22 protein-coding genes are annotated in these 24,795 nt (G+C 72.9%); 18 read left to right on the top strand and 4 right to left on the bottom strand.

The window, feature by feature from the left end:
* Window positions 1-13: 13 nt before the first annotated feature.
* The 4 genes from ACZ6B1_RS05825 (at window position 14) to ACZ6B1_RS05810 (ending at window position 2,849) form a co-directional block, all read left to right on the top strand.
* Window positions 14-859, top strand: coding sequence for an arylamine N-acetyltransferase family protein (locus ACZ6B1_RS05825; RefSeq protein WP_468775300.1), 846 nt, complete (start codon window positions 14-16; stop codon window positions 857-859).
* A gap of 32 nt (window positions 860-891) precedes the next feature.
* On the top strand, window positions 892-1,137 hold the full coding sequence (locus ACZ6B1_RS05820; RefSeq protein WP_351659459.1) for a hypothetical protein: 246 nt from the start codon (window positions 892-894) through the stop codon (window positions 1,135-1,137).
* 140 nt (window positions 1,138-1,277) lie between these two features.
* Window positions 1,278-2,267, top strand: coding sequence for a DNA polymerase III subunit delta (holA, locus tag ACZ6B1_RS05815; RefSeq protein ID WP_468775298.1), 990 nt, complete (start codon window positions 1,278-1,280; stop codon window positions 2,265-2,267).
* A gap of 186 nt (window positions 2,268-2,453) precedes the next feature.
* Entirely contained in the window at window positions 2,454-2,849 is a 396-nt protein-coding gene (locus ACZ6B1_RS05810; RefSeq protein ID WP_468775296.1) for a nuclear transport factor 2 family protein, read from the top strand.
* A 189-nt stretch (window positions 2,850-3,038) separates the two neighbouring features.
* Here ACZ6B1_RS05810 and rpsT read toward each other — a convergent pair whose 3' ends face one another.
* A complete protein-coding gene (rpsT, locus tag ACZ6B1_RS05805) occupies window positions 3,039-3,305 on the bottom strand; it encodes a 30S ribosomal protein S20 (RefSeq protein ID WP_468775294.1) in 267 nt (88 codons plus the stop codon).
* A 226-nt stretch (window positions 3,306-3,531) separates the two neighbouring features.
* Between rpsT and lepA the strand changes: the two genes are divergently transcribed.
* The 4 genes from lepA to hemW all read left to right on the top strand — a co-directional run bounded on the left by lepA (window position 3,532) and on the right by hemW (window position 10,803).
* Entirely contained in the window at window positions 3,532-5,406 is a 1,875-nt protein-coding gene (lepA, locus tag ACZ6B1_RS05800) for a translation elongation factor 4 (protein WP_468775292.1), read from the top strand.
* 262 nt (window positions 5,407-5,668) lie between these two features.
* Complete coding sequence (locus ACZ6B1_RS05795) at window positions 5,669-7,543, top strand: AMP-dependent synthetase/ligase (protein WP_468775290.1); 1,875 nt, start codon at window positions 5,669-5,671, stop codon at window positions 7,541-7,543.
* Window positions 7,544-7,731: 188 nt separating this feature from the next.
* On the top strand, window positions 7,732-9,543 hold the full coding sequence (locus ACZ6B1_RS05790; protein WP_468776042.1) for a SpoIIE family protein phosphatase: 1,812 nt from the start codon (window positions 7,732-7,734) through the stop codon (window positions 9,541-9,543).
* A 27-nt stretch (window positions 9,544-9,570) separates the two neighbouring features.
* Window positions 9,571-10,803, top strand: coding sequence for a radical SAM family heme chaperone HemW (gene hemW / locus ACZ6B1_RS05785; protein WP_468775289.1), 1,233 nt, complete (start codon window positions 9,571-9,573; stop codon window positions 10,801-10,803).
* Between the two features lie 160 nt (window positions 10,804-10,963).
* Here the strand turns inward: hemW and ACZ6B1_RS05780 are convergent, their stop codons facing one another.
* Together ACZ6B1_RS05780 and ACZ6B1_RS05775 are read right to left on the bottom strand one after the other, a co-directional pair.
* Window positions 10,964-11,773 (bottom strand): DUF3097 domain-containing protein, encoded by an 810-nt coding sequence (locus ACZ6B1_RS05780; RefSeq protein ID WP_468775287.1) that lies wholly within the window; start codon window positions 11,771-11,773, stop codon window positions 10,964-10,966.
* Window positions 11,774-11,807: 34 nt separating this feature from the next.
* On the bottom strand, window positions 11,808-12,530 hold the full coding sequence (locus ACZ6B1_RS05775; protein WP_468775285.1) for an MBL fold metallo-hydrolase: 723 nt from the start codon (window positions 12,528-12,530) through the stop codon (window positions 11,808-11,810).
* A gap of 159 nt (window positions 12,531-12,689) precedes the next feature.
* Between ACZ6B1_RS05775 and hrcA the strand changes: the two genes are divergently transcribed.
* From hrcA to ACZ6B1_RS05725, 10 genes are all read left to right on the top strand, one after another.
* On the top strand, window positions 12,690-13,706 hold the full coding sequence (hrcA, locus tag ACZ6B1_RS05770) for a heat-inducible transcriptional repressor HrcA (protein ID WP_468775284.1): 1,017 nt from the start codon (window positions 12,690-12,692) through the stop codon (window positions 13,704-13,706).
* A complete protein-coding gene (gene dnaJ, locus ACZ6B1_RS05765) occupies window positions 13,707-14,843 on the top strand; it encodes a molecular chaperone DnaJ (protein WP_468775282.1) in 1,137 nt (378 codons plus the stop codon).
* A 171-nt stretch (window positions 14,844-15,014) separates the two neighbouring features.
* The gene (locus tag ACZ6B1_RS05760) at window positions 15,015-16,091 is read left to right on the top strand and encodes a nitronate monooxygenase (RefSeq protein ID WP_468775280.1); all 1,077 of its coding nucleotides are present in this window, start codon (window positions 15,015-15,017) and stop codon (window positions 16,089-16,091) included.
* A complete protein-coding gene (locus ACZ6B1_RS05755; protein ID WP_468775279.1) occupies window positions 16,088-16,840 on the top strand; it encodes a 16S rRNA (uracil(1498)-N(3))-methyltransferase in 753 nt (250 codons plus the stop codon). Before ACZ6B1_RS05760 ends, ACZ6B1_RS05755 begins: the two co-directional genes overlap by 4 nt.
* Before the next feature lie 16 nt (window positions 16,841-16,856).
* Entirely contained in the window at window positions 16,857-17,249 is a 393-nt protein-coding gene (locus ACZ6B1_RS05750; RefSeq protein WP_468775277.1) for a VOC family protein, read from the top strand.
* Between the two features lie 96 nt (window positions 17,250-17,345).
* On the top strand, window positions 17,346-17,900 hold the full coding sequence (locus ACZ6B1_RS05745) for a hypothetical protein (protein ID WP_468775275.1): 555 nt from the start codon (window positions 17,346-17,348) through the stop codon (window positions 17,898-17,900).
* 46 nt (window positions 17,901-17,946) lie between these two features.
* Window positions 17,947-21,153, top strand: coding sequence for a S41 family peptidase (locus tag ACZ6B1_RS05740; protein ID WP_468775273.1), 3,207 nt, complete (start codon window positions 17,947-17,949; stop codon window positions 21,151-21,153).
* A gap of 65 nt (window positions 21,154-21,218) precedes the next feature.
* Entirely contained in the window at window positions 21,219-21,572 is a 354-nt protein-coding gene (locus ACZ6B1_RS05735) for a histidine triad nucleotide-binding protein (protein WP_468775272.1), read from the top strand.
* A gap of 6 nt (window positions 21,573-21,578) precedes the next feature.
* Complete coding sequence (locus ACZ6B1_RS05730; protein ID WP_468775270.1) at window positions 21,579-22,484, top strand: ribonuclease Z; 906 nt, start codon at window positions 21,579-21,581, stop codon at window positions 22,482-22,484.
* A 20-nt stretch (window positions 22,485-22,504) separates the two neighbouring features.
* Window positions 22,505-23,497, top strand: coding sequence for an adenosine deaminase (locus ACZ6B1_RS05725; protein WP_468775269.1), 993 nt, complete (start codon window positions 22,505-22,507; stop codon window positions 23,495-23,497).
* Here the strand turns inward: ACZ6B1_RS05725 and ACZ6B1_RS05720 are convergent.
* Entirely contained in the window at window positions 23,461-24,702 is a 1,242-nt protein-coding gene (locus tag ACZ6B1_RS05720) for an MFS transporter (RefSeq protein ID WP_468775267.1), read from the bottom strand. The two genes, ACZ6B1_RS05725 and ACZ6B1_RS05720, sit on opposite strands and share 37 nt — an antisense overlap.
* Window positions 24,703-24,795: the final 93 nt, after the last annotated feature.

The following is a 24,795-nucleotide window of genomic DNA, read 5'->3' as shown; positions in this document are numbered from 1 at the left end:
CCAGACTGGGCGCATGAACCCAGCCCAGGCCGACGCCTACCTCCGCCGCATCGGGGCCGCGCGCCCGCAGCACCCCAGCTCCGAGGCGCTGCGCGAGTTGCACCTGCGCCATCTGCGGACCGTCCCCTTCGAGAACCTCTCCATCCACCTGGGTGAGGAGATCGTCCTGGAGGAGGAGCGTCTGCTGGACAAGGTGGTCGGACGGCGGCGGGGCGGCTTCTGCTACGAACTGAACGGCGCCTTCGGGGCGTTGCTCGCCGCCCTCGGCTACGAGGTCGCGCTGCTGGCGGGGCGGGTGTACGGCAGCGAGGGGCGCCTCGGTATCCCGTACGACCATCTCGCGCTGCGGGTGCGCACGGCGGACGGCACCGACTGGCTCGCCGATGTCGGCTTCGGGGCGCACAGCCACCTTCCGCTGGCGCTCGCCGAACGCGGTGAGCAGTCGGACCCCGGCGGGACGTTCCGGGTGACGGAGGCCGGTCCTGACCCGGCCGGTGTGACCGGTGCCGGGGCCGGTTCGGCGGCCGGGGGCGCGGACCTGGACGTGCTGCGGGACGGCGCACCGCAGTACCGGCTGGAGACACGGCCGCGGGCGCTCGGGGACTTCATGGGCGGGGCCTGGTGGCACAGCACCTCGCCGCGTTCGCATTTCACCCGGTCCCTGGTGTGCTCACGGGTGACCGAGGACGGCGGGCGGATCACCCTCGGCGGCCGCGCGCTGACCACCACGTCGCCCGACGGGAGGAAGGAGACCCGGGAGCCGGCCACGGACGAGGAGGTGCTGGCCCTGTACCAGGAGGAGTTCGGGATCGAGCTGGCCGCGGTGCCTGCGGTGCGGCAGGGGAACCAGGCGGGCTGAACCGGCCCCTTGCGGTGCCGGAGAATGTGTCCGTGAGCGATGTGAGACATGTGCTGGTGCTGCCCGACCGCGACACCGCCGAGGAGGTGGCCGAGGCGCTCGCCGAGCACTTCGGCATCGACGAGGATCCCCGGCCGGTCCGGGACGCCCTGGCCGGCGAGGACGACGCCGAGGACGCCCAGTGGCTGCTGGCGCTGCGCGACGAGGCCGGCCGGCTCGACCCCGCCGAGCTGGACGCGTTCGCGGGCCGGTGGGACGGCTGGCGCGAGGAGCCGTGACCCGTGACCCCTGGCTCCACTCGGGGAGCGGGTCGAGGGCGGGCCAGGGGTTCGGACAGGAGTTCGGATCGGGAGGAGCCGGGGGCGGTCGGGGTGCGCGGGCCGGTCCGCTGTCGGTGCCGCGTGGGATGCTGTAGGCGATGGCCAGAAACACTGCGAACGACGACCCTCTCGCCCCGGTGACCCTCGCCGTGGGCCAGGAGGACCTGCTGCTCGACCGTGCCGTGCGGGAGGTGGTGGCCACCGCCCGGGCCGCCGACGCCGACACCGACGTACGGGACCTGACGCCGGACCAGGTGCAGCCCGGGACGCTCGCCGAGCTGACGAGTCCCTCGCTCTTCGCCGAGCGCAAGGTCGTGGTCGTGCGCAACGCGCAGGATCTCTCGGCCGACACGGTCAAGGACGTGAAGGCCTACCTCGGCTCGCCCGCGGAGGAGATCACCCTCGTGCTGCTGCACGCGGGCGGCGCGAAGGGCAAGGGGCTGCTGGACGCCGCGCGCAAGGCGGGCGCGCGGGAGGTGGCCTGCCCGAAGATGACCAAGCCGGCGGACCGGCTGGCCTTCGTGCGGGGGGAGTTCCGCTCGCTCGGCCGGTCGGCGATGCCGGAGGCCTGCCAGGCGCTCTGCGACGCCATCGGCAGCGATCTGCGGGAACTGGCCTCCGCGGTGTCGCAGCTCGTCGCCGATGTCGAGGGGACGATCGACGAGGCGGTCGTCGGCCGGTACTACACCGGGCGGGCCGAGGCCTCCAGCTTCACGGTCGCCGACCGGGCCGTGGAGGGACGGACGGCGGAGGCGCTGGAGGCGCTCCGGTGGTCACTGGCGACCGGCGTGGCCCCGGTGCTCATCACCAGCGCGCTCGCCCAGGGAGTGCGCGCGATCGGCAAGCTCTCCTCGGCGCGCGGCGGCCGGCCCGCGGACCTCGCGCGTGAGCTGGGCATGCCGCCCTGGAAGATCGACCGGGTGCGCCAGCAGATGCGGGGCTGGACGCCGGACGGCGTGTCCGTGGCGCTGCGCGCGGTCGCCGAGGCCGACGCGGGCGTGAAGGGCGGCGGTGACGATCCCGAGTACGCGCTGGAGAAGGCTGTCGTGACCATCGCCAGGGCCGCGCGTTCCAGAGGCCGGGGCTGACAGCGGACTGCCCCTGTTCCAACGGCTGGGGGCTGACAACCGCCCCCGCTCGATGAGCCGGTGCCGCGGGCCGTCGCCCGCCGGTCCAGCGGGACCCGGCCTGATCCAGTCGCCCCGTGGCGGCCGGCGAGGAGAATCGTACGTGTCAGCCGTACATCGCCGACGCACTGAAAGGTGGCGGTCGCCATGGCTGAGCACCCGCACGCGACCCTCGTCCGCGACGCCTACGACGCCTTCCTCCGCGTCGATCTGGACGCCCTGCGCGGGCTGATGACGGCGGACGTCACCCACCACGTGCCCGGCAGCCACGCGCTCTCGGGCGACTTCAAGGGCCAGGACGCGGTGATCGGCATGTACCGCAGGCTCTTCCAGGAGACCGGCGGCAGTTTCCGCGCCGAGCTGCGCCATGTGTTCGTCGACGGCAGGGGCCATGCCGTGGCCCTGCACCACATCACCGCCGAGCGTGAGGGCAGACGCCACCGCGTGGACGGCTGCCTCGTCCTGCGCATCGTCGGCGAAAGGATCACCGACATCGACGAGTGCGTCGACGACGTCGACAAGGAGAACGAGTTCTGGGGCTGAGGCCCGGGGCAGGCCGAAGGCCCCGCCGCCCACCCTGGGGAAGGGAGAGCGCCGGGGCCTTCGGATCAAGACTGAGGATCCGCACCCGCGTGGCGAACGCAGGCCGCGTGCGAATCCGGGATGCCGGACGGGAGCGGATGAGAGAGGGCCCGCTCTGGGTCCTTCCGGCGGTCAGATCAGAAAGAAGGTTCAGCCCTTGAGGGACGCGACCCTGGAAGCGAGCGCCGACTTCTTGTTGGCAGCCTGGTTCTTGTGGATGACGCCCTTCGAGACGGCCTTGTCGAGCGCACGCGCGGCAGCGCGCTGCAGCTCGGTGGCCTTCTCGGTGTCACCCGCGGCAGCGGCCTCACGGGCCTTGCGGATCGCGGTCTTCAGGGAGGACTTGACGGCCTTGTTGCGCAGCCGAGCCTTCTCGTTGGTCTTGATCCGCTTGATCTGGGACTTGATGTTCGCCACGAAGGAGCCTTTTCAGGTTCTGGCGCGGGGCCGCTCGGGTCCCGTGCCGGTGATCCAAAATTTCCTGGTCGTGCCTCGCGCTGAGAGGGCATGAGGCACAGCCATCTACAGTACCAGTGGCCCAGCGAGCGGCCCAAAACGGTCCTCGGTCCCTCCGCGTGGGACCATGGAGACTACGTATCGATCCGACCCGAGGCATAAGGCGCCTCAAGAGACAGGACCCTGCGTGCCCGCGACCCCTAACCATGTGCCCGAGCCGAGCCGTACCGCCCCGGCTCTGATCCGCAATTTCTGCATCATCGCGCACATCGACCACGGCAAGTCCACGCTCGCCGACCGGATGCTCCAGCTGACCGGTGTGGTCGAGCAGCGGCAGATGCGTGCTCAGTACCTCGACCGGATGGACATCGAGCGCGAGCGCGGTATCACGATCAAGTCCCAGGCGGTGCGTCTGCCCTGGGCCCCGACCGAGGGCCCCGACCAGGGCACGACCCACATCCTCAACATGATCGACACCCCGGGGCACGTCGACTTCACCTACGAGGTGTCGCGGTCGCTGGCCGCCTGCGAGGGGACCATCCTCCTCGTCGACGCCGCCCAGGGCATCGAGGCGCAGACCCTCGCCAACCTCTACCTGGCGATGGAGAACGACCTCACGATCATCCCCGTACTGAACAAGATCGACCTGCCGGCCGCGCAGCCGGAGAAGTTCGCCGAGGAGCTGGCGAACCTGGTCGGCTGTGACCCGGACGACGTCCTCAAGGTCTCCGCCAAGACCGGCCTGGGGGTCGACGCCCTGCTGAACAAGGTCGTCAAGGAGATCCCGGCGCCGGTCGGGGTCGCCGACGCCCCCGCCCGCGCGATGATCTTCGACTCGGTCTACGACTCCTACCGCGGTGTCGTGACGTACGTCCGTGTCATCGACGGCCAGCTCAACAAGCGCGAGCGCATCCGGATGATGTCGACGGGCGCCACGCACGAGCTGCTGGAGATCGGGACCAACTCGCCCGAGATGCTCCCCGCCGACGGCCTCGGCGTGGGTGAGGTGGGCTACCTGATCACCGGTGTGAAGGACGTCCGCCAGTCCAAGGTCGGTGACACCGTCACCAGCCAGGCCAAGGGCGCCACGGAGGCGCTCGGCGGCTACAAGGACCCCAAGCCCATGGTCTTCTCTGGCCTGTATCCGCTGGACGGCTCCGACTACCCCGAGCTGCGCGAGGCTCTGGACAAGCTGCAGCTCAACGACGCCGCGCTGGTCTACGAGCCGGAGACGTCCGCCGCCCTCGGCTTCGGTTTCCGCGTCGGCTTCCTCGGCCTGCTGCACCTGGACGTGATCCGGGAGCGACTGGAGCGCGAGTTCGGTCTCGACCTGATCGCCACCGCCCCCAACGTGGTCTACCGCGTGCTCATGGAGGACGGCACCGAGTACACGGTCACCAACCCGAGCGAGTTCCCCGAAGGCAAGATCAACGAGGTCTACGAGCCGGTCGTGCGCGCCACCATCCTCGCGCCCACCGAGTTCATCGGCTCGATCATGGAGCTGTGCCAGACCCGGCGCGGCACCCTGCTCGGCATGGACTACCTCTCGGAGGACCGGGTCGAGATCCGCTACACGCTGCCGCTCGCGGAGATCGTCTTCGACTTCTTCGACCAGCTGAAGTCCAAGACCCGCGGCTACGCCTCGCTGGACTACGAGCCCACCGGCGAGCAGACGTCGAGCCTGGTCAAGGTCGACATCCTGCTGCACGGCGACAAGGTGGACGCCTTCTCGGCGATCACCCACAAGGACGCGGCCTACGCGTACGGCGTGCGGCTCGTCGCCAAGCTGCGCGAGCTCATCCCGCGGCAGGCCTTCGAGGTGCCCATCCAGGCCGCCATCGGCTCCCGGGTCATCGCCCGTGAGACCATCCGCGCCATCCGCAAGGACGTCCTCGCCAAGTGCTACGGCGGTGACATCTCCCGGAAGCGGAAGCTGCTGGAGAAGCAGAAGGAAGGCAAGAAGCGGATGAAGATGGTGGGTTCCGTGGAGGTTCCGCAGGAAGCCTTCATCGCCGTCCTGTCCAGCGATGACAGCGCGGGGTCGGGCAAGGGCAAGAAGTAACCGGGGGTTACAGCCGGTCACATCCGCAAAACGGACACGGAGGGGCTCGTCGTGCGAAAGTGCGGCGGGCCCCTACGCGCGCGTAGCGTCGCTCTGCGTGGAAAGTGACAGGCCGATGCCCCTTACGCAGCGGCCGGTCGCCCCTTACCCTGATCCCTGCTCGATAGTTACTCGCGAGTTAAACAACGAGTCCCAACCCACACCGTGAGTCAACCCAGCCGCACCTGAGCCAGCCGCACTGTCGCGGGCCCCGGAGGATGTCGTGAGCGACACACAGACCCTTATCGAGAACCGTCCGCCGTCCGTGGCGGCCCTCTTCCTGGAGCGCGTGGCGGCCACACCGGACGCCGAGGCCTACCGCCATCCCGTACCCCCAGCCTCCGGGCAGGGCCCCGACGACTGGAAGTCGCTCAGCTGGGGCGAGGCGGCCGAGCGGGTCTACGCCATCGCCGCCGGCCTCATCGAACTCGGCCTCCAGCCGGAGCAGCGGGTCGCGCTCGCCGCCTCCACCCGGGTGGAGTGGATCCTCGCCGACCTCGGCATCATGTGCGCGGGCGGTGCCACCACCACGATCTACCCGCAGACCAACGCCGACGAGTCGGCGTTCATCCTCTCCGACTCCGACAGCCGGGTCCTGATCGCCGAGGACGCGGCCCAGCTCGCCAAGGCCGTCGAGAAGCGCGCCGAGCTGCCCGCGCTGACCAAGGTCGTCGTCATCGACCCGGCCGGCGTCGAGACCAGCGACTGGGTGACCACCCTCACCGAGCTGGAGCAGCGCGGCGCCGCCTACCTCGAGAAGCACCCCGAGCTGATCAAGGAGCGGGTCGGCGCGATCACCCGCGACCAGCTCGCCACCCTGATCTACACCTCCGGCACCACCGGCCGTCCCAAGGGCGTGCGCCTGCCGCACGACAACTGGGCGTACATGGCCAGGGCGATCGCCGCGACCGGCCTGGTCAGCGGCGACGACGTGCAGTACCTGTGGCTGCCGCTGGCGCACGTCTTCGGCAAGGTGCTCACCTCCGGGCAGATCGAGGTCGGTCACGTCACCGCCGTGGACGGCCGCGTCGACAAGATCATCGAAAACCTTCCGGTGGTGCGGCCGACGTACATGGCGGCCGTGCCGCGCATCTTCGAGAAGGTCTACAACGGCGTCGCGGCCAAGGCCCGTGAGGGCGGCGCGGCCAAGTACAAGATCTTCCAGTGGGCCGCCGAGGTCGCCCGCGAGTACGCCAAGGTCTCGCAGGACAACTTCCGCCGCACCGGCGCCCACGCGGTGCCGTTCGGCCTCGCCTCCAAGCACAAGGTCGCCGACACCCTCGTCTACGGCAAGCTCCGTGAGGCCTTCGGCGGCCGGCTGCGCGCCTGCGTCTCCGGCGCCTCCGCGCTCGCCCCCGAGATCGGCTTCTTCTTCGCCGGCGCCGGCATCCACATCCTGGAGGGCTACGGCCTCACCGAGTCCTCCGCGGCCTCCTTCGTCAACCCCGGCGAGGCCTATCGCACCGGCACCGTCGGCAAGCCGCTGCCCGGCACCGAGGTCCGCATCGCCGACGACGGCGAGATCCTGCTGCGCGGCCCCGGCATCATGGACGGCTACCACCAGCAGCCCGAGAAGACCGCCGAGGTGCTGGAGTCCGACGGCTGGTTCCACACCGGCGACATCGGCGAGCTGTCCGCCGACGGCTACCTGCGCATCACCGACCGCAAGAAGGACCTCATCAAGACCTCCGGCGGCAAGTACGTCGCCCCGGCCGAGGTCGAGGGCCAGTTCAAGGCGGTGTGCCCATACGTCTCCAACATCCTGGTGCACGGCGCCGACCGGAACTACTGCACCGCCCTCATCGCCCTCGACGAGATCGCGATCCTGCAGTGGGCCAAGGACAACGGCCTCGACGGCAAGTCGTACGCCGAGGTGGTGGCCGCGCCGCAGACCGTCGAGATGGTCGACGGCTACGTCAAGGAGCTCAACGAGGGCCTGCAGCGCTGGCAGACCATCAAGAAGTACCGGCTGCTGCCCCGTGACCTCGATGTGGAGCACGGCGAGATCACGCCGAGCCTGAAGCTGAAGCGGCCCGTCGTGGAGCGGGAGTACAAGCACCTCATCGACGAGATGTACGCGGGGGCCCGGGAGTCCTGACCCCGTCGCGTGAGGACGGCGGGGGCCGCACCGGTGGTGCGGCCCCCGCCCCTTACGACTCGCTTCGCATCCCGCCCGGAACTGACCGTCTTCCTGCGTCTCAGTAGCACAGTTCTCACGCGTTGCCGCCCGCTTCGGTGACTCACCGCTTAGGCTCGCGTCCTGTCTGTCACCCTGGCCGCATGGACATGGCGGCCATACCGACGCAGCGGGAGAACGACGCCCACGCCCCGGCGGTGCGCGGGCACGCCGGCCTGCCCGGCAGCCCCCTCGCCCCCGGCTCCGCCCGCGCCCTGGTGCGCGCCGCGCTCGCCGACGTCCCCGGGGTGCCCCGGCGCTTCGTGGACGACGCCATGGCCGTCGTCAGCGAACTCGTCACCAACGCCGTCGTCCACGCCGGCACCGACATCGACGTGGACTGGCGCCTGGAGACGACCGGCGCCCTCGTCGTCGAGGTCGGCGACCGCCATCCGTCCCGCGCCCCGCGCGACCCCGGCACCGGCGAGGCGTCGTGCGAGACGTCCGAGTACGGGCGCGGGCTGCGCCTGGTCGCCACCCTCGCCGAGTCCTGGGGCGTCACCTACCGCCGGGGCGAGAAGACCGTGTGGGCGAGGCTGCGGCCCGGCGGCGAACCCCTGGACGGACCCGCCCCCGACGACGCCCTGGACATCGCCGAGGTCCTCGCACCGCGGCCGCGGAGCGCCGGACGCGACCGGGACTGGCTCGGCCGGGGCGCGCTGTCCTTCCTCGCCGAGGCCTCCGACCTGCTCGCCGGGCAGCTCGACGAGAACCTGGTCGCCGCCCTCACCGGGCGGCTGATCGTGCCCCGGCTCGCCGACTGGTGCGCGGTGTGGCTGGAGGACGAGGCGACCGTACGCGGCGGCGACGGCGGCGCGCCCGCCGGGATCTGGGTGGCCGGTGAGGACCGCGCCGAGGACCTGCACCGCGCCCTGGAGAAGAACCCGCCCCGGCCGCCGCAGGACCCGAGGCCGGACCCGGAGACCTACCCCTGGCCCGGCGAGGCGCTCGGCACCCATGGCACGGCCCTCGCCTTCCGCCTCATCGCCGGCGGCCGCCCGCTCGGCACCCTGGTCCTCGGGCGGTGCGGGCAGCCCAGGTTCCCCGACGAGGTCACCGGCCTGGTGGAGGACCTGAGCCGCCGGGTGGCCCTCGCCATCGGCGCGGCCCGCCAGTACGCCCGGCAGGCCACCATCAGCGCCGTCCTGCAGCGCGGGCTGCTGCCCGGAGCGGTCGCCGAGATCCCCGGGGTGAGCAGCGCCCTCGTCTACGAGCCCCGCGACAAGGGCGGCCCGAGCGGCGACTTCTACGACCTGTTCCCGGCGGGCGACGGCCGCTGGTGCTTCGCCGTGGGCGACGTCCAGGGCAAGGGTCCGGAGGCGGCCGTCGTGATCGGGCTCGCCCGGCCGTGGCTGCGGCTGCTCGCGCGCGAGGGCTACCGGGTCGCCGACGTCCTGGACCGGCTCAACCAGCTCCTCCTGGACGACGCCACCGAGGCCGCCGACGCCGCCGCCCGCGCGCTGGTCGCGGCCGGCGGCCGTCCCGTGGCCGCCGGGGACGGACCGCAGACCCGCTTCCTGTCCCTGCTCTACGGCGAGCTGACGCCCCACGCCGACGGCGGCGTCCGCTGCACCCTCGCCTCCGCCGGGCACCCCCTGCCGCTGCTGCTGCGCCCCGACGGCGAGGTGCGCACCGCCGCCCGCCCGCAGACCCTGCTCGGCGTCGTCGAGGACGAGACCTACACCAGCGAGACCGTCGAGCTGCGGCCCGGCGACAGCCTGCTGTGCGTCACCGACGGCGTCACCGAGCGGCGCTCCGGCTCCCGCCAGTTCGACGACGGCGACGGGCTCGCGCGGGCCCTGTCCGGCTGCGCGGGCCTGAACGCCGAGGAGATCGCCGAGCGGATCCGCCGCCTCGTGCACGACTTCGGCGGCGGCGTGCCCGAGGACGACCTGGCCCTGCTGGTGCTCCAGGCGGGGTGAGTCCCGCCGTACGGGACAATGGGGGACATGCCTTCCGCACTCCCCGACGGCGAGCCCGTCCCCGACGACGGCTCGCTGCCCGGCTCCGCGCTCGCCGGGGCCGCCGGCCGCCCCCTCGGGTTCTACCTGCACGTCCCGTACTGCGCGACCCGCTGCGGCTACTGCGACTTCAACACGTACACCGCCACCGAGCTGCGCGGCACCGGCGGCGTGCTCGCCTCCCGGGACAACTACGCGGACACCCTGACGGACGAGGTCCGGCTGGCGCGGAAGGTCCTCGGCGACGACCCCCGCCAGGTCCGTACCGTCTTCGTGGGCGGCGGCACGCCCACCCTGCTGGCCGCCGACGACCTGGTGCGGATGCTGGCGGCGATCCGCGACGAGTTCGGTCTGGCGCCGGACGCGGAGATCACGACGGAGGCGAACCCGGAGTCGGTCGACCCGGCGTACCTCACCACCCTCCGGGAGGGCGGCTTCAACCGGATCTCCTTCGGCATGCAGAGCGCGCGGCAGCACGTGCTGCGGATCCTGGACCGCACGCACACCCCCGGCCGCCCCGAGGCCTGTGTGGCCGAGGCGCGGGCGGCGGGCTTCGAACACGTCAACCTGGACCTGATCTACGGCACCCCGGGGGAGAGCGACGACGACTGGCGGGCCTCGCTGGACGCGGCGATCGGCGCGGGCCCCGACCACGTCAGCGCGTACGCGCTGATCGTCGAGGAGGGCACCCAGCTCGCCCGCCGCATCCGCCGCGGCGAGGTCCCGATGACGGACGACGACGTCCACGCGGACCGCTACCTGATCGCCGAGGAGACCCTGTCCGCGGCGGGCTTCGACTGGTACGAGGTCTCCAACTGGGCCACCTCCGAGGCCGGGCGCTGCCTGCACAACGAGCTGTACTGGCGGGGCGCGGACTGGTGGGGCGCGGGACCCGGGGCCCACTCGCACGTGGGCGGGGTGCGCTGGTGGAACGTCAAGCACCCGGGCGCCTACGCGGCGGCACTGGCGTCGGGCCGGTCCCCGGGCGCCGGCCGCGAACTGCTCTCGGACGAGGACCGGCGAGTGGAGCGGATCCTGCTGGAGCTGCGGCTGCGGGAGGGAGCGCCGCTGTCCCTGCTGAAGCAGGACGGTTTGGCGGCTTCGCGCCGGGCCCTGGCGGACGGACTGCTCCAGGAGGAGCCGTACGAGGAGGGCCGCGCCGTCCTGACCCTGCGCGGCCGGCTGCTGGCGGACGCGGTGGTGCGGGACCTGGTGGACTGATCACTCCGGCAGGTGACACCGCGGAGCCCGGGCGTGGGCAAGAAGTATCCGGGGGTTACAGCCGGTCACATCCGCAGAACGGACACGGAGGGCTCGCCGTGGCCGTCGGAGCTGCCGGATGCTGTGCTGGGCGCTGCAGAGTCCGGCACCTAGAAGGGCGTCAGACCCCATCGCTGTCCGTGACGAAGTCGATCAGTTCCTCCACCCGCCCCAGCAGCTCCGGCTCCAGGTCCTTGTAGGACCGCACCCGGGACAGGATCCGCTGCCAGGCCGCGCCCGTGTTCTCCGGCCAGCCGAGGGACCGGCAGACGCCGGTCTTCCAGTCCTGGCCGTGCGGGACGCGGGGCCAGGACTCGATGCCGAGGGAGGCGGGCTTCACCGCCTCCCAGATGTCGATGTACGGATGGCCGACGACCAGCGCGTGTTCGCTCGTCACCGACTCGGCGATGCGCCACTCCTTCGTGCCCGGCACCAGGTGGTCCACCAGGACGCCGAGCCGCGCGTCCGGGCCCGGCGCGAACTCCGCCACGATCGACGGCAGATCGTCCACGCCCTCCAGGTACTCCACGACCACGCCCTCGATGCGCAGGTCGTCGCCCCACACCCGCTCGACCAGCTCGGCGTCGTGCCGGCCCTCGACGTAGATGCGGCCGGCGCGGGCCACGCGCGCGCGTGCGCCGGGAACGGCCACCGAACCGGACGCCGTACGGGTGGGCCGCGCCGGGCCCGACGGCGGCCGCACCAGCGTCACCACCCGGCCCTCCAGCAGGAAACCGCGCGGCTCCAGCGGGAACACCCGGTGCTTGCCGAAACGGTCCTCCAGCGTCACCGTGCCCGCCTCGCAGCGGATCACCGCCCCGCAGAACCCGGTACCGGGCTCCTCCACCACCAGCCCCGGCTCGGCCGCGACCTCGGGCACGGGCTGGGACTTCTTCCACGGTGGGGTCAGATCGGAGGCGTACTGGCGCATTCGGACGACGATAGGAGAACCGGCGGCTCTGTGCTCATGACACGCCGAAACGCGTCGCCAGCCCTTCGCGTTGGCACCGCACGAACGCCGCGTCCACCACCGCTCCGTGACCGGGCACGTACAGCGCGTCCTCACCGCCCAGGGACAGCAGACGGTCGAGCGCGTCCGGCCAGCGGGACGGGACCGCGTCCGGGCCCGCCTGCGGTTCGCCGGACTCCTCCACCAGGTCGCCGCAGAAGACGACCTCCGGGTCGCCCGGCACCAGCACCGCCAGATCGTGGGCCGTGTGGCCGGGACCCACGTTGGCCAGCAGCGCCTGACGCCCGTCGCCGAGGTCCAGCGTCCACTCCCCGGAGACCAGGTGCCGGGGCGGCACCAGCGCGTCCACCGCCTCGTCGGCGTCCGGGACCGGCAGGCCGTTCCTGACCGCGTCCAGGCGCAGCCCGTCGCGCTCGTGCGCCAGCAACGCGTCCATGCCGACCGCCGCGTACACCTCGGCGCCGGCGAGGGCGGCCGCCCCGAAGACGTGGTCGAAGTGGGGATGGGTGAGCGCGAGATGGGTCACACGGTGCCCCGCGAGCCGCTGCGCCCGCTCCCGCAGCAGCGCGCCCTCGGCGAGGCTCGACCCGGCGTCCACCAACAGCGCCGTACCGGCCCCGAGCACCAGGCCCGCCGTGCAGTCCCAGCCGGGCAGCCGGCACCGCCCGACCCCGTCGGCCAACCGCTCCCATCCCAGCTCTTCCCAAGTCACGGTCATAACGCGACGCTAGCGGTAGGACGGGGTATGGCGGGACCGACCTTGCCCAGTGAGTACCCCACGGCCGTACACTGGCCGGGGAACGCTGGCACTCGGACACGCAGAGTGCCAGGCGGACGCCGAAGGGCCGAGCGGAAGACATGCTGGAGGTGCGCGCGGATGCTGAATGAACGCAGGCTTCAGGTGCTGCGCGCCATCGTCCAGGACTACGTGGGCACCGAGGAGCCGGTCGGCTCCAAGGCGCTCACCGAGCGGCACAGTCTCGGCGTGTCGCCGGCGACCGTGCGCAACGACATGGCCGCCCTGGAGGACGAGGGATACATCGCCCAGCCGCACACCAGCGCCGGGCGCATCCCCACCGACAAGGGCTACCGGCTGTTCGTGGACAAGCTCGCGGGCGTCAAGCCGATGACCGGACCCGAGCGGCGGGCGATCCAGAACTTCCTGGAGGGCGCCGTCGACCTCGACGACGTCGTCGCGCGCACGGTGCGGCTGCTCGCGCAGCTGACCCGGCAGGTCGCCGTCGTGCAGTACCCGTCCCTGACCCGGTCCACCGTGCGGCACGTGGAGCTGCTCTCGCTCGCCCCCGCGCGCGTGATGCTCGTGCTGATCACGGACACCGGCCGGGTCGAGCAGCGGATGGTGGACTGCCCGGCGCCGTTCGGGGAGACCGCCCTCGCCGACCTCAGGGCGAGGCTCAACAGCCGGGTCGCGGGCCGCCGGTTCGCCGACGTGCCGCACCTGGTCGAGGACCTGCCCGAGGCGTTCGAGCACGAGGATCGCGGTACGGTCTCCACAGTGCTCTCCACTCTGCTGGAGACACTGGTCGAGGAGAACGAGGAGCGGCTGATGATCGGCGGCACCGCCAATCTCACCCGCTTCGGACATGACTTTCCCCTCACGATCCGGCCCGTCCTGGAGGCCCTCGAGGAGCAGGTCGTGCTCCTCAAGCTCCTCGGCGAGGCGAAGGATCCGGGCGTGATGGTGCGCATCGGGCACGAGAACGCACACGAGGGACTCAACTCCACGTCCGTCGTGTCGGTCGGCTACGGTTCGGGCGGCGAGGCGGTTGCCAAGCTCGGCGTGGTCGGACCGACCCGCATGGACTACCCGGGAACGATGGGAGCGGTACGCGCAGTGGCACGGTACGTCGGACAGATCCTGGCGGAGTCGTAAGTGGCCACGGACTACTACGCCGTTCTCGGCGTGCGCCGCGACGCGTCGCAGGATGAGATCAAGAAGGCGTTCCGTCGGCTCGCGCGCGAGCTGCACCCGGACGTCAACCCCGATCCGAAGACCCAGGAGCGGTTCAAGGAGATCAACGCCGCCTACGAGGTGCTGTCGGACCCGCAGAAGAAGCAGGTCTACGACCTCGGCGGCGACCCGCTCTCCCAGGCGGGCGGCGGGGGCGCGGGGGGCTTCGGGGCCGGTGGCTTCGGCAACTTCTCCGACATCATGGACGCGTTCTTCGGTACGGCGTCGCAGCGCGGGCCGCGCTCGCGCACCCGGCGCGGCCAGGACGCGATGATCCGGATCGACGTCGAGCTGGACGAGGCGGCCTTCGGCACGACCAAGGACATCCAGGTCGACACCGCGGTCGTCTGCAACACCTGCAGCGGCGAGGGCGCGGCTCCGGGCACGACCGCCCAGACGTGTGACATGTGCCGCGGCCGCGGCGAGGTGTCGCAGGTCACCCGGTCCTTCCTGGGCCAGGTCATGACCTCCCGCCCCTGCCCCCAGTGCCAGGGCTTCGGCACGGTCGTGCCGACCCCGTGCCCCGAGTGCGCGGGCGACGGCCGGGTGCGCTCCCGCCGCACCCTCACCGTGAAGATCCCGGCCGGTGTCGACAACGGCACCCGGATCCAGCTCGCCGGCGAGGGCGAGGTCGGCCCCGGCGGCGGTCCGGCCGGTGACCTCTACGTCGAGATCCACGAGCTGCCGCACTCGACCTTCCAGCGGCGCGGCGACGACCTGCACTGCACGGTCACCATCCCGATGACCGCGGCGGCCCTCGGCACCAAGGTCCCGCTGGAGACGCTGGACGGCCTGGAGGAGGTCGACATCCGGCCGGGCACCCAGTCCGGACAGTCGATCCCGCTGCACAACCGGGGCGTCACGCATCTGCGCGGCGGCGGCCGAGGCGACCTGATCGTCCACGTCGAGGTCACGACCCCGACCAAGCTGGATCCCGAGCAGGAGCGGTTGCTGCGCGAGCTGTCGAAGCTGCGGGGCGAGGAGCGCCCGCAGGGGCAGTTCCAGCCGGGGCAGCAGGGACTGTTCTCGCGGCTGAAGGACGCGTTCAACGGGCGCTGAGGCGGGCCGAGGCCACGAGGGCCGGGCCCAGGGGGCTCGAGCCCCCTGGGCCCGGCCCTCGCCCACCCGCCGCCCGGCTCGGTGGGCTGGAGCCGCGGGCCGGAAAAAGTGGCATGTGCCATGGGAAAGACCCGATTCGGCGCTCTCCCCAGGACGTGACAACATGCGGGCATGTCCTCCGCGCTGACCGATCTCTTCCCCAGGCCGATCGTGCAGGCTCCCATGGCGGGCGGGGTCTCCGTACCGCAGCTCGCCGCGGCCGTGTCCGAGGCGGGCGGGCTCGGGTTCCTCGCCGCCGGATACAAGACCGCCGACGGCATGTACCAGGAGATCAAGCAGCTACGGGGACTCACGGGCCGGCCCTTCGGCGTCAACCTCTTCATGCCGCAGCCGGAGTATGCGGAGTCCGGCGCCGTGGAGATCTACACCCACCAGCTCGCCGGTGAGGCCGCCTGGTACGAGACCGAGCTGGGCGACCCGGACAGCGGCCGGGACGACGGCTACGACGCCAAGCTCGCCGTACTGCTCGACAACCCGGTGCCGGTGGTCTCCTTCCACTTCGGTGTCCCGGCCCGTGAGGTCATCGACTCCCTGCACCGCGCCGGGACGTTCACGCTGGTCGCCGCCACCACCCCGGAGGAGGCGCGCGCGGTCGAGCGGGCCGGGGCGGACGCGGTGATCGCGCAGGGCGTCGAGGCGGGCGGCCACCTGGGCACCCACCGGGACGTCCCCGAGAACGACGGCTCCGGCATCGGACTGCTGTCGCTGCTCACGCAGGTCCGCGAGGCGGTGAGCATCCCGGTCGTCGCCGCCGGCGGCATCATGCGCGGCGGCCAGATCGCCGCCGTCCTCGCGGCGGGCGCGAGCGCCGCCCAGCTGGGCACGGCGTTCCTCGCCACCCCGGAGTCCGGCGCCCACGCCCTGCACAAGCAGGCGCTGACCAACCCCCTGTTCGCGCGCACCGAACTGACCCGCGCCTTCTCCGGCCGCCCCGCGCGCGGCCTGGTCAACCGCTTCCTTCGCGAGCACGGCCCCTACGCCCCCGCCGCCTACCCCGAGGTCCACCATGTGACGGCGCCGCTACGCAGGGCCGCCGCCAAGGCCGGTGACGCGCAGGGCATGGCACTGTGGGCGGGCCAGGGCCACCGGCTGGCCCGGGAGCTGCCGGCCGGGCAGTTGGTGGAAGTGCTGACGGCCGAGCTCGCCGCGGCCCGGACCGCGTTGTCGGCCGGAGGTGACGCGCGATGACCGCGCCGGTTTTCGTCGTCGACTCGCTCGAGGGTGTGGGCCCCGGCTCGGTCATCGACGTGGAGGGACCCGAGGGGCGGCACGCGGTCTCGGTGCGCCGGCTGCAGCCCGGCGAGGAAGTCGTGATCACCGACGGCAAGGGCCGGGGAGCGTCCGGGGTGGTCCTCAGCACCTCGGGCAAGGACCACCTGGTGGTCGAGCCCCGCGCGTTCCCGGTGGAGCCCGAACCCAGCCCCCGTATCACCGTTGTCCAGGCCCTCCCCAAGGGCGACCGCGGTGAGCTGGCCGTGGAGATGATGACCGAGACGGGCGTCGACGCGATCGTGCCCTGGCAGGCCGCGCGCTGCATCACCCAGTGGAAGGGCGACCGCGGGCAGAAGGCCCTCGCCAAGTGGCGTGCCACCGCCCGCGAGGCCGGCAAGCAGTCCCGCCGCCTGCGCTTCCCCGAGGTCGCGGAGGCCGCGACGACCAAGCAGGTCGCCGCCCTGCTGGCCGCGGCCGACTTCGCCGCCGTGCTCCACTCCGACTTCGAGCACGACAGCGCCCCCCTCGCCACCGCCCGGCTCCCGGAGCACGGTGAGATCGTGCTGGTCGTGGGGCCCGAAGGAGGCGTGGCCCGGGACGAGTTGGCCCTCTTCGAAGAGGCGGGCGCCAAGCCGTGCGTGCTGGGGCCTACGGTGTTGCGCACGTCCACCGCCGGCACCGCCGCGGCGGCCCTCCTGCTGGGCCGCACCGGCCGCTGGTCCTGAGCACTGGGGGAACACCATGGAACTCGCCCAAGTCCGGCTCCTCGTCACCGACTTCGCCGCCTGCTACCGCTTCTACGCCGATGTCCTCGGCCTCAAGCCGCAGTCCGGCACCGGCGAGGGACCGTACGAGAAGTTCAGCCCGCACGCCGGCTCGGCCGGAATCGCGCTGCAGGACCGCGCCATGATGGCCGGGGTCCTGGCGGAGCTGGGCGAGACCGCCACCGGCCACCGCTCCCTGGTCGTGCTGCGCGTGGACGACCTCGACGCGTACTGCGCGGAGATCACCGCCCGGGGCGCGACCCTGCTGCACGGCCCGGCCCCGATGACCGAGCGCATGCGCGTGGCTCACCTCAAGGACCCGGAGGGCAACCTGGTGGAACTCCAGGAATGGCTCCTCCTGCGCGTCTGACGGCGAGGGAACAGCGGCCCGGCCGTCGCTGCCCGAACGGGTGAGTGGCCGTATGCGGCCTTCCGCCCCGGGGGCGGTGGTGGCACGCTGCCCTCCATGGGGGCATCGAGGCGGATTCGGCGCCGGCCGCGGGCCGCGCGCGGTGTGGCCGTGGCGGGACTGCTGGTGATGGGCGCGGGCGCGGTGGTGGCGTGTCAGCCCGGGGACCTGAGTTCGGCCTCGGCCGCGTACACCACCGACAGCACCGCGACCGCCGAGCTGAAACGGCGGCACGTGGACGTGAGCTGGCTCACCTGCACCGGAGACTACGGCGGCAAGCGCGGCGGCACGTCCGGCAGTTCGCCCTCGCCGACGGAGAGCACCGTCGTATCGGTCGACTGCCAGGGGGAGACCAGGGACGGACGCAAGATCACCGTCAGGGGGAAGGTGACCCGGGCCGTCGACGGGGCCTGTGTGCGCGGGGACCTGACGGCCAGGGTCGGCGGCAGGCAGGTCTTCCGGGTCAGCGGGCTCGGCGACTGCGACGCCACACCCGGTCCGACGTACCGGCCGCCCACCCGGCAGGGCGGGCAGCCCACCGTCACCGTGACGGTGACGCGGACCATCTGGTGCAAGAAGGACCCCAGTTGCTGGCCGGTGGAGGGCAAGTGATCGGAACCGGGAGCGGGGGACGCCGGTCGCTGCGTACAGTGACGGGGTGACTCAGGCGGCTTCGACGGCATCCTCCGGCTACCTCCGATTCCCGCACCCGCACGGCGACTTGGTGACCTTCGTCGCCGAGGACGACGTCTGGCTGGCTCCGCTCGACGGCGGCCGTGCCTGGCGGGTCAGCGCCGACAACGTGCCCGTGAACCACCCTCGCGTCTCGCCCGACGGCACCGCCGTCGCCTGGACCTCCACCCGCGACGGCGCCCCCGAGGTGCACCTCGCCCCGGTGGCCGGCGGCCCAGCCAGACGGCTGACGCACTGGGGCAGTTGGCGGACACAGGTGCGCGGCTGGACCCCGGACGGCGAGGTGCTCGCGCTCAGCACCCAGGGCCAGGCGAGCCTGCGCCGAAGCTGGGCCCGGGCCGTTCCGCTCGACGGGGGACCGGCCACCACCCTGCCGTACGGGCCGGTCGGCGACGTCGCCCACGGCCCGCACACCGTGCTGCTGTCCGCCCCGATGGGCCGCGAGGCCGCCTGGTGGAAGCGGTACCGGGGCGGCACCGCGGGCAAGCTGTGGATCGACCGGGAGGGCGACGGCGAGTTCGTCCGGCTGCACGAGGAGCTGGACGGCAACATCGAGTACCCGCTGTGGGCCGGCGACCGGATCGCGTTCCTCTCCGACCACGAGGGCACCGGCGCGCTCTACTCCTCCCTCGCCGACGGCTCCGACCTGCGCCGGCACACCCCGCTGGAAGGCTTCTACGCCCGGCACGCCGCCACCGACGGCACCCGGGTCGTCTACTCCTGCGCCGGTGAACTCTGGCTGCTGGACGACCTCGACGGCGCCGAACCGCGCCGGCTGGACATCCGGCTCGGCGGACCGCGCGTGGACCTCCAGCCGTTCCCGGTGAACGCCTCCCACTGGTTCGGCACCGCCGCCCCGGACCACACCGCGCGCGGCAGCGCGGTCGCCGTGCGCGGCGCCGTCCACTGGGTCACCCACCGCTCCGGCCCGGCCCGCGCGCTCGCCGCCCAGCCGGGCGTGCGGACCCGGCTGCCGCGCACCTTCCGCTCCGAGGGGGAGGAGTGGGTGGTGTGGGTGACGGACGCCGAGGGCGAGGACGCCCTGGAGTTCGCGCCCGCCACCGGCGCCGCCCTCGGCACGCCACCGCGCCGGCTCGCCGCCGGGCAGCTCGGCCGCGTCCTGGAACTGGCCATGGCACCCGACGGCAGCCGGGCCGCCGTCGCCGCACACGACGGGCGGCTGCTGCTGGTCGAGCGGGAGACCGGCGAGGTGCGCGAGGTGACCCGCAGCGAGCACGGCGACGTCCACGGCCTGGCCTTCTCACCGGACTCCGGCTGGCTCGCCTGGGCGCACCCCGGGCCCCACCCACTCTCCCAGCTCCGCCTCGCCAACACCACCGACCTGTCGGTCACCGAGGCGACCCCGCTGCGCTTCCAGGACTACGCGCCCGCCTTCACCCTGGACGGCAGGCACCTCGCCTTCCTCTCCAGCCGCTCCTTCGACCCGGTCTACGACGAGCACGTCTTCGACCTGGCCTTCGTGGAGGGCGTGCGCCCGCACCTGATCACCCTCGCCGCGACCACCCCGTCGCCGTTCGGGCCGCAGCGGCACGGCCGGCCCTTCGGCACCCCCGACAAGGAGGAGACACCGGACAGCGAGGGCACCCCGGCGACCCGGATCGACCTCGACGGCCTCGCAGACCGCATCGTGCCCTTCCCGGTCGAGGCAGCCCGCTACTCCAACCTGCGGGCGGCCAAGGACGGGCTGCTCTGGCTGCGCCACCCGGTGCGCGGCGTGCTCGGCGCGGGCCGCGCCACACCCGACGCCCCCGACCCGAAGACCCGGCTGGAGCGCTACGACCTCGCCCAGCAGCGCCTGGAGCATCTCGCCGCCGACGCCGACCACTTCGAGGTCAGCGGCGACGGCAGGCGAGTACTGCTGTGGAGCGACGGCCGGCTCAGGGTCGTACCCGCCGACCGGCACGCCTCCGACGACGAGGACAGCGACTCGAACATCGCCGTCGACCTCACCCGGATCCGGCAGACCGTCGACCCGGTCGCCGAATGGCGGCAGATGTACGACGAGACGGGCCGCATCATGCGGGACAACTTCTGGCGGGCCGACATGGGCGGCGTCGACTGGGACGGCGTCCTCGACCGCTACCGGCCCGTCCTCGACCGCCTCGCCACCCACGACGACCTGGTCGACCTGCTGTGGGAGGTGCAGGGCGAACTCGGCACCTCGCACGCCTACGTCACCCCGCGCGGCGGCTTCGGCGACGGCGCCCGGCAGGGACTTCTCGGCGCCGACATCTCCCGCCACGAGGACGGCGGCTGGCGCGTCGACCGCATCCTGCCCTCCGAGACCTCCGACCCCAACGCCCGCTCCCCGCTGGCCGCGCCCGGTGTCGCCGTGCGGCCCGGGGACGCGATCGTCGCGGTCGCGGGGCAGCCGGTCGACCCGGTCACCGGCCCCGGCCCGCTGCTGACCGGCACGGCCGGCAAGCCCGTCGAGCTGACCGTCTCGCCGGCCGGCGGCGGCGATCTGCGCCACGTGGTCGTGGTCCCGGTCGCGGACGAGGAGCCCCTGCGCTACCACGCCTGGGTCGCCGGCCGCCGCGCCCACGTCCACGAGCGCTCCGGTGGCCGGCTCGGCTATCTGCACGTACCCGACATGCAGGCTCCCGGCTGGGCCCAGATCCACCGCGACCTGCGGATCGAGGTGGCGCGCGAAGGGCTGGTCGTCGACGTCCGGGAGAACCGCGGCGGCCACACCTCCCAGCTCGTCGTGGAGAAGCTGGCCCGGCGGATCGTCGGCTGGGACCTGCCGCGCGGGATGCGGCCCGAGAGCTACCCGAGGGACGCCCCGCGCGGCCCCGTCGTCGCCGTCGCCAACGAGTTCTCCGGCTCCGACGGCGACATCGTCAACGCGGCGATCCGGGCCCTCGGCATCGGCCCCGTCGTCGGCACCCGCACCTGGGGCGGAGTCATCGGCATCGACAGCCGCTACCGCCTGGTCGACGGCACCCTGATCACCCAGCCGAAGTACGCGTACTGGCTGGAGGGCGCCGGGTGGGGAGTGGAGAACCACGGCGTCGACCCCGACGTGGAGGTCGTGCAGCGCCCGCAGGACCACACGGCGGGCTGGGACGTCCAGCTGGACGAGGCGATCCGGCTGGCCCTGGAGGCGCTGGAGGCGACTCCCGCCAGGATGCCGCCCGAACTGCCGTGACCGGATTCCGCGGCACCCCCGATACGATGCCCCGGTACTGATCACCGGCGTCAGGAGGCACACCCATGGCAGGGGAACCGCAGGACGACTGCCTGTTCTGCAAGATCGTCGCGGGGGCCATCCCGGCGACGGTCGTCCGCGAGACCGAGACCACCGTGGCCTTCCGGGACATAAACCCGCAGGCCCCCACCCACGTCCTGGTGATCCCGAAGGCCCACTACAAGAACGCGGCCGAACTCGCCGCCGGCGACCCGCGGCTCGCCGCCGACGTGCTCGCCGAGACCCGGGCCGTCGCCGACGAGGAGAAGCTGGACAGCTACCGCGTCGTCTTCAACACCGGCAGCGGCGCCGGGCAGACCGTCTGGCACGCCCACGCGCACGTCCTCGGCGGCCGTGGCCTGGAATGGCCCCCCGGATAACCGGTCATGTCCGTCCGTGAGTTCGTCGTCCTCGGCACCGCCAGCCAGGTTCCGACCCGGCACCGCAACCACAACGGCTACCTGCTGCGCTGGGACGGCGAGGGCATCCTGTTCGACCCCGGCGAGGGCACCCAGCGGCAGATGCTGCGCGCCGGGGTCGCCGCCCACGACCTGAACCGGATCTGCGTCACGCACTTCCACGGCGACCACTCCCTGGGGCTGGCCGGAGTGATCCAGCGGATCAACCTCGACCAGGTGCCGCACGAGGTGACCGCCCACTACCCGCGCTCCGGTCAGCGTTTCTTCGACCGGCTGCGGTACGCGACCGCCTACCGGGAGACGGTCCGGCTCAACGAGGCACCGGTCGCCGCCGACGGCGTCCTCGCCGCGACCCCGTCGTACACGCTCGAAGCCCGGAAGCTGTCCCACCCCGTCGAGTCCTACGGCTACCGGCTGACCGAGCCCGACGGGCGCCGGATGCTGCCCGGCCGGCTCGCCGCGCACGGCATCGGAGGCCCGGACGTCGGCCGCCTCCAGCGCGAGGGCCGGCTCGGCGACGTGACGCTCGAGGACGTGAGCGAGGTGCGGCGCGGGCAGCGGTTCGCGTTCGTCATGGACACCCGGCTGTGCGACGGGGTGCACGCGCTCGCCGAGGGCTGCGACCTGCTCGTCATCGAGTCCACGTTCCTCGACGAGGACGCCGCGCTGGCGGCGGACCACGGCCATCTGACGGCGGGACAGGCGGCGGCCGTGGCGCGCGACGCGGGGGTGCGGCACCTCGTCCTCACCCACTTCAGCCAGCGCTACCCGGACCCGGAGGAGTTCGAGCGGCAGGCGCGGGCCGCCGGGTTCGAGGGCGAGCTGACCGTGGCCTACGACCTGCTGCGGGTGCCGGTTCCGAAACGGAGATAAAACCCCCGTACGATGCTTTGATGCCCCTCCCCAAAGCAGAACTGCACCTGCACATCGAAGGCACCCTGGAGCCCGAGCTGGCGTTCGCGCTGGCCGCCCGCAACGGTGTCGAGCTGCCCTACGCCGACACCGAACAGCTCCGCGAGGCCTACCGGTTCGAGGACCTGCAGTCCTTCCTGAACCTGTACTACGAGCTGATGGCCGTCCTGCGCACCGAGCAGGACTTCGCGGACCTGGCCGACGCCTACCTCGCCCGCGCCGCCGCGCAGGGCGTCCGGCACGCGGAGATCTTCTTCGACCCGCAGGCCCACCTCGCCCGGGGGCTGGACATGGGCACCGTCGTGGAGGGGCTGTGGCGGGCGCTCGGCCGCAGCGAGGAGAACCACGGCGTCTCCACCAGGCTGATCCTGTGCTTCCTGCGTGACGAATCCGCCGAGTCGGCGCTCGAGACCCTTCAGGCGGCACGGCCCTACCTGGACCGGATCACCGGCGTCGGCCTCGACTCCGCCGAGGTCGGCCACCCGCCGGTGAAGTTCCGGGAGGTGTACGAGGCCGCCGCCGCGCTCGGGCTGCGCCGCGTGGCGCACGCCGGTGAGGAGGGGCCGCCGGAGTACATCACCGAGGCCCTGGACGTCCTCGGCGTGGAGCGCGTCGACCACGGTCTGCGCTGCATGGAGGACCCGGCGCTGGTCGAGCGGCTGGTCCGGGACCGCGTCCCGCTGACCCTGTGCCCGCTGTCCAACGTCCGGCTGCGCACGGTGGACGTGCTCGCCGAGCACCCGCTGCCGGCGATGCTGGACGCCGGTCTGCGGTGCACGGTCAACTCCGACGACCCCGCCTACTTCGGCGGGTACGCGGGCGACAACTTCGACGCGGTGCGCTCGGAGCTGGGCCTCGGCGACGAACGGCTCCGGGAACTGGCCCGCAACTCCTTCCTCGCCTCCTTCCTGGAGGACGACGAGGAGCGCCGGGCCCGCTACCTCGCCGAGGTGGAGGCGTACGAGTTCGGGTAGGCGGCGGCGGTGTCGTACGCCCCCTGCGCGGCCGGGACCGGGGCCTCCACCTGGATCTCCACCACGGGCAGCGACAGCGGCAGCCGGCCCGCGCGCAGCGCCACCAGCGTCATCGGCACCGCGATCGCCAGCAGGCCGGCGGCCAGGACCTGGCCCATGACCGGGAATCCCGCCCCCGCCGCGAGCACGCTCCCGGTCAGCGGGCCCGCCGCCGTGCCCAGCGACGCCGCCGAGCCGACCAGCACCGCCCAGCGGCCCCGCTGGTCCAGGGACGCGGCCAGGCCGATGACGTACGACAGCACGACCGGGTAGAGCAGGTTCCAGGAGATCTCGCCCGCCGCGAAGGCCGGCAGGCCGGTCGCCGAGGCGCTGAGCACGATGCAGCCCGCGATGAGCGCCGTACCCGCGCCGATCGGGACCGCCCGGCCGAGGCGCGGGCCCAGCGCCCCGGCGCCCACCACGCCCACCAGCCCGGCGCCGAGCGCGACGGCGAACACCGCGCCGACGGTGACCTCGGTCAGGTGGGCCTGGCCGAGACCGATGCGTCCGCTGACGCCCCACAGCGCGTTCTGCGCGAGTGACCAGCAGGGCATGGCCGCGGCGAGCAGCAGTCCGGCACGCCGGTGGGGCAGCCGGGCGCCGGGACCGGCCGGACGGCGGGCCGGGGCCGTGGCGCCGGCCAGCCGTCCGGTGAACGGCCACACCGCGAGCGCGGTCAGGGCGATCGCGGCGAGCGGCAGGCCGTGGCCGGGGCCGAGGTGGGGGATCGTCAGATAGAGGGCACCGGCGAGCGCGGAGACGCCGAGCAGGCCGAACGTGGTGGCCCGGTGCGGGTCCCGATGGGCGGCGATGCCACTGGCGGCGACCGCCGTGACCGTGCCGGAGCCGAACCCGCCGAGGAGCGCGCCCACGACGACGGCCGGGACGGCCTGGCTGAGCGCGGCGCCGCCGTAGCCCAGGAAAGCGAGCGTGAGGCCGAGGCGGGCCAGGGTGCGGGCACCGGCCCGCTCGACCCGGGAGGCCAGCAGGAAGCCCGCGGCCGCCGAACTCAGCAGCAGTGCACTGCCGATGGCCCCGGCCTGGGTGGTGGTGAGCGGAAGCCCGGTGTCCAGCCGGCCGACGGTGGTCGGCAGCAGATACGGGGCGAGATACCCGGCCGTGAAAAGGGCGACGAGGGGCCAGGGCATGGAGCGGGGGGCGGACACGGGCGTTCCCAGGGCAGGCGGAGGAGCGGCTCGAGAGCCGGGGGAGAGGGGAGGGCGACGGCCGTCGACGGACGGGAACGCGCGAGCAAGTTG

This window comes from Streptomyces sp. NPDC041129, from assembly GCF_055592265.1.
This window is presented reverse-complemented; position numbering and strand designations above follow the sequence as displayed.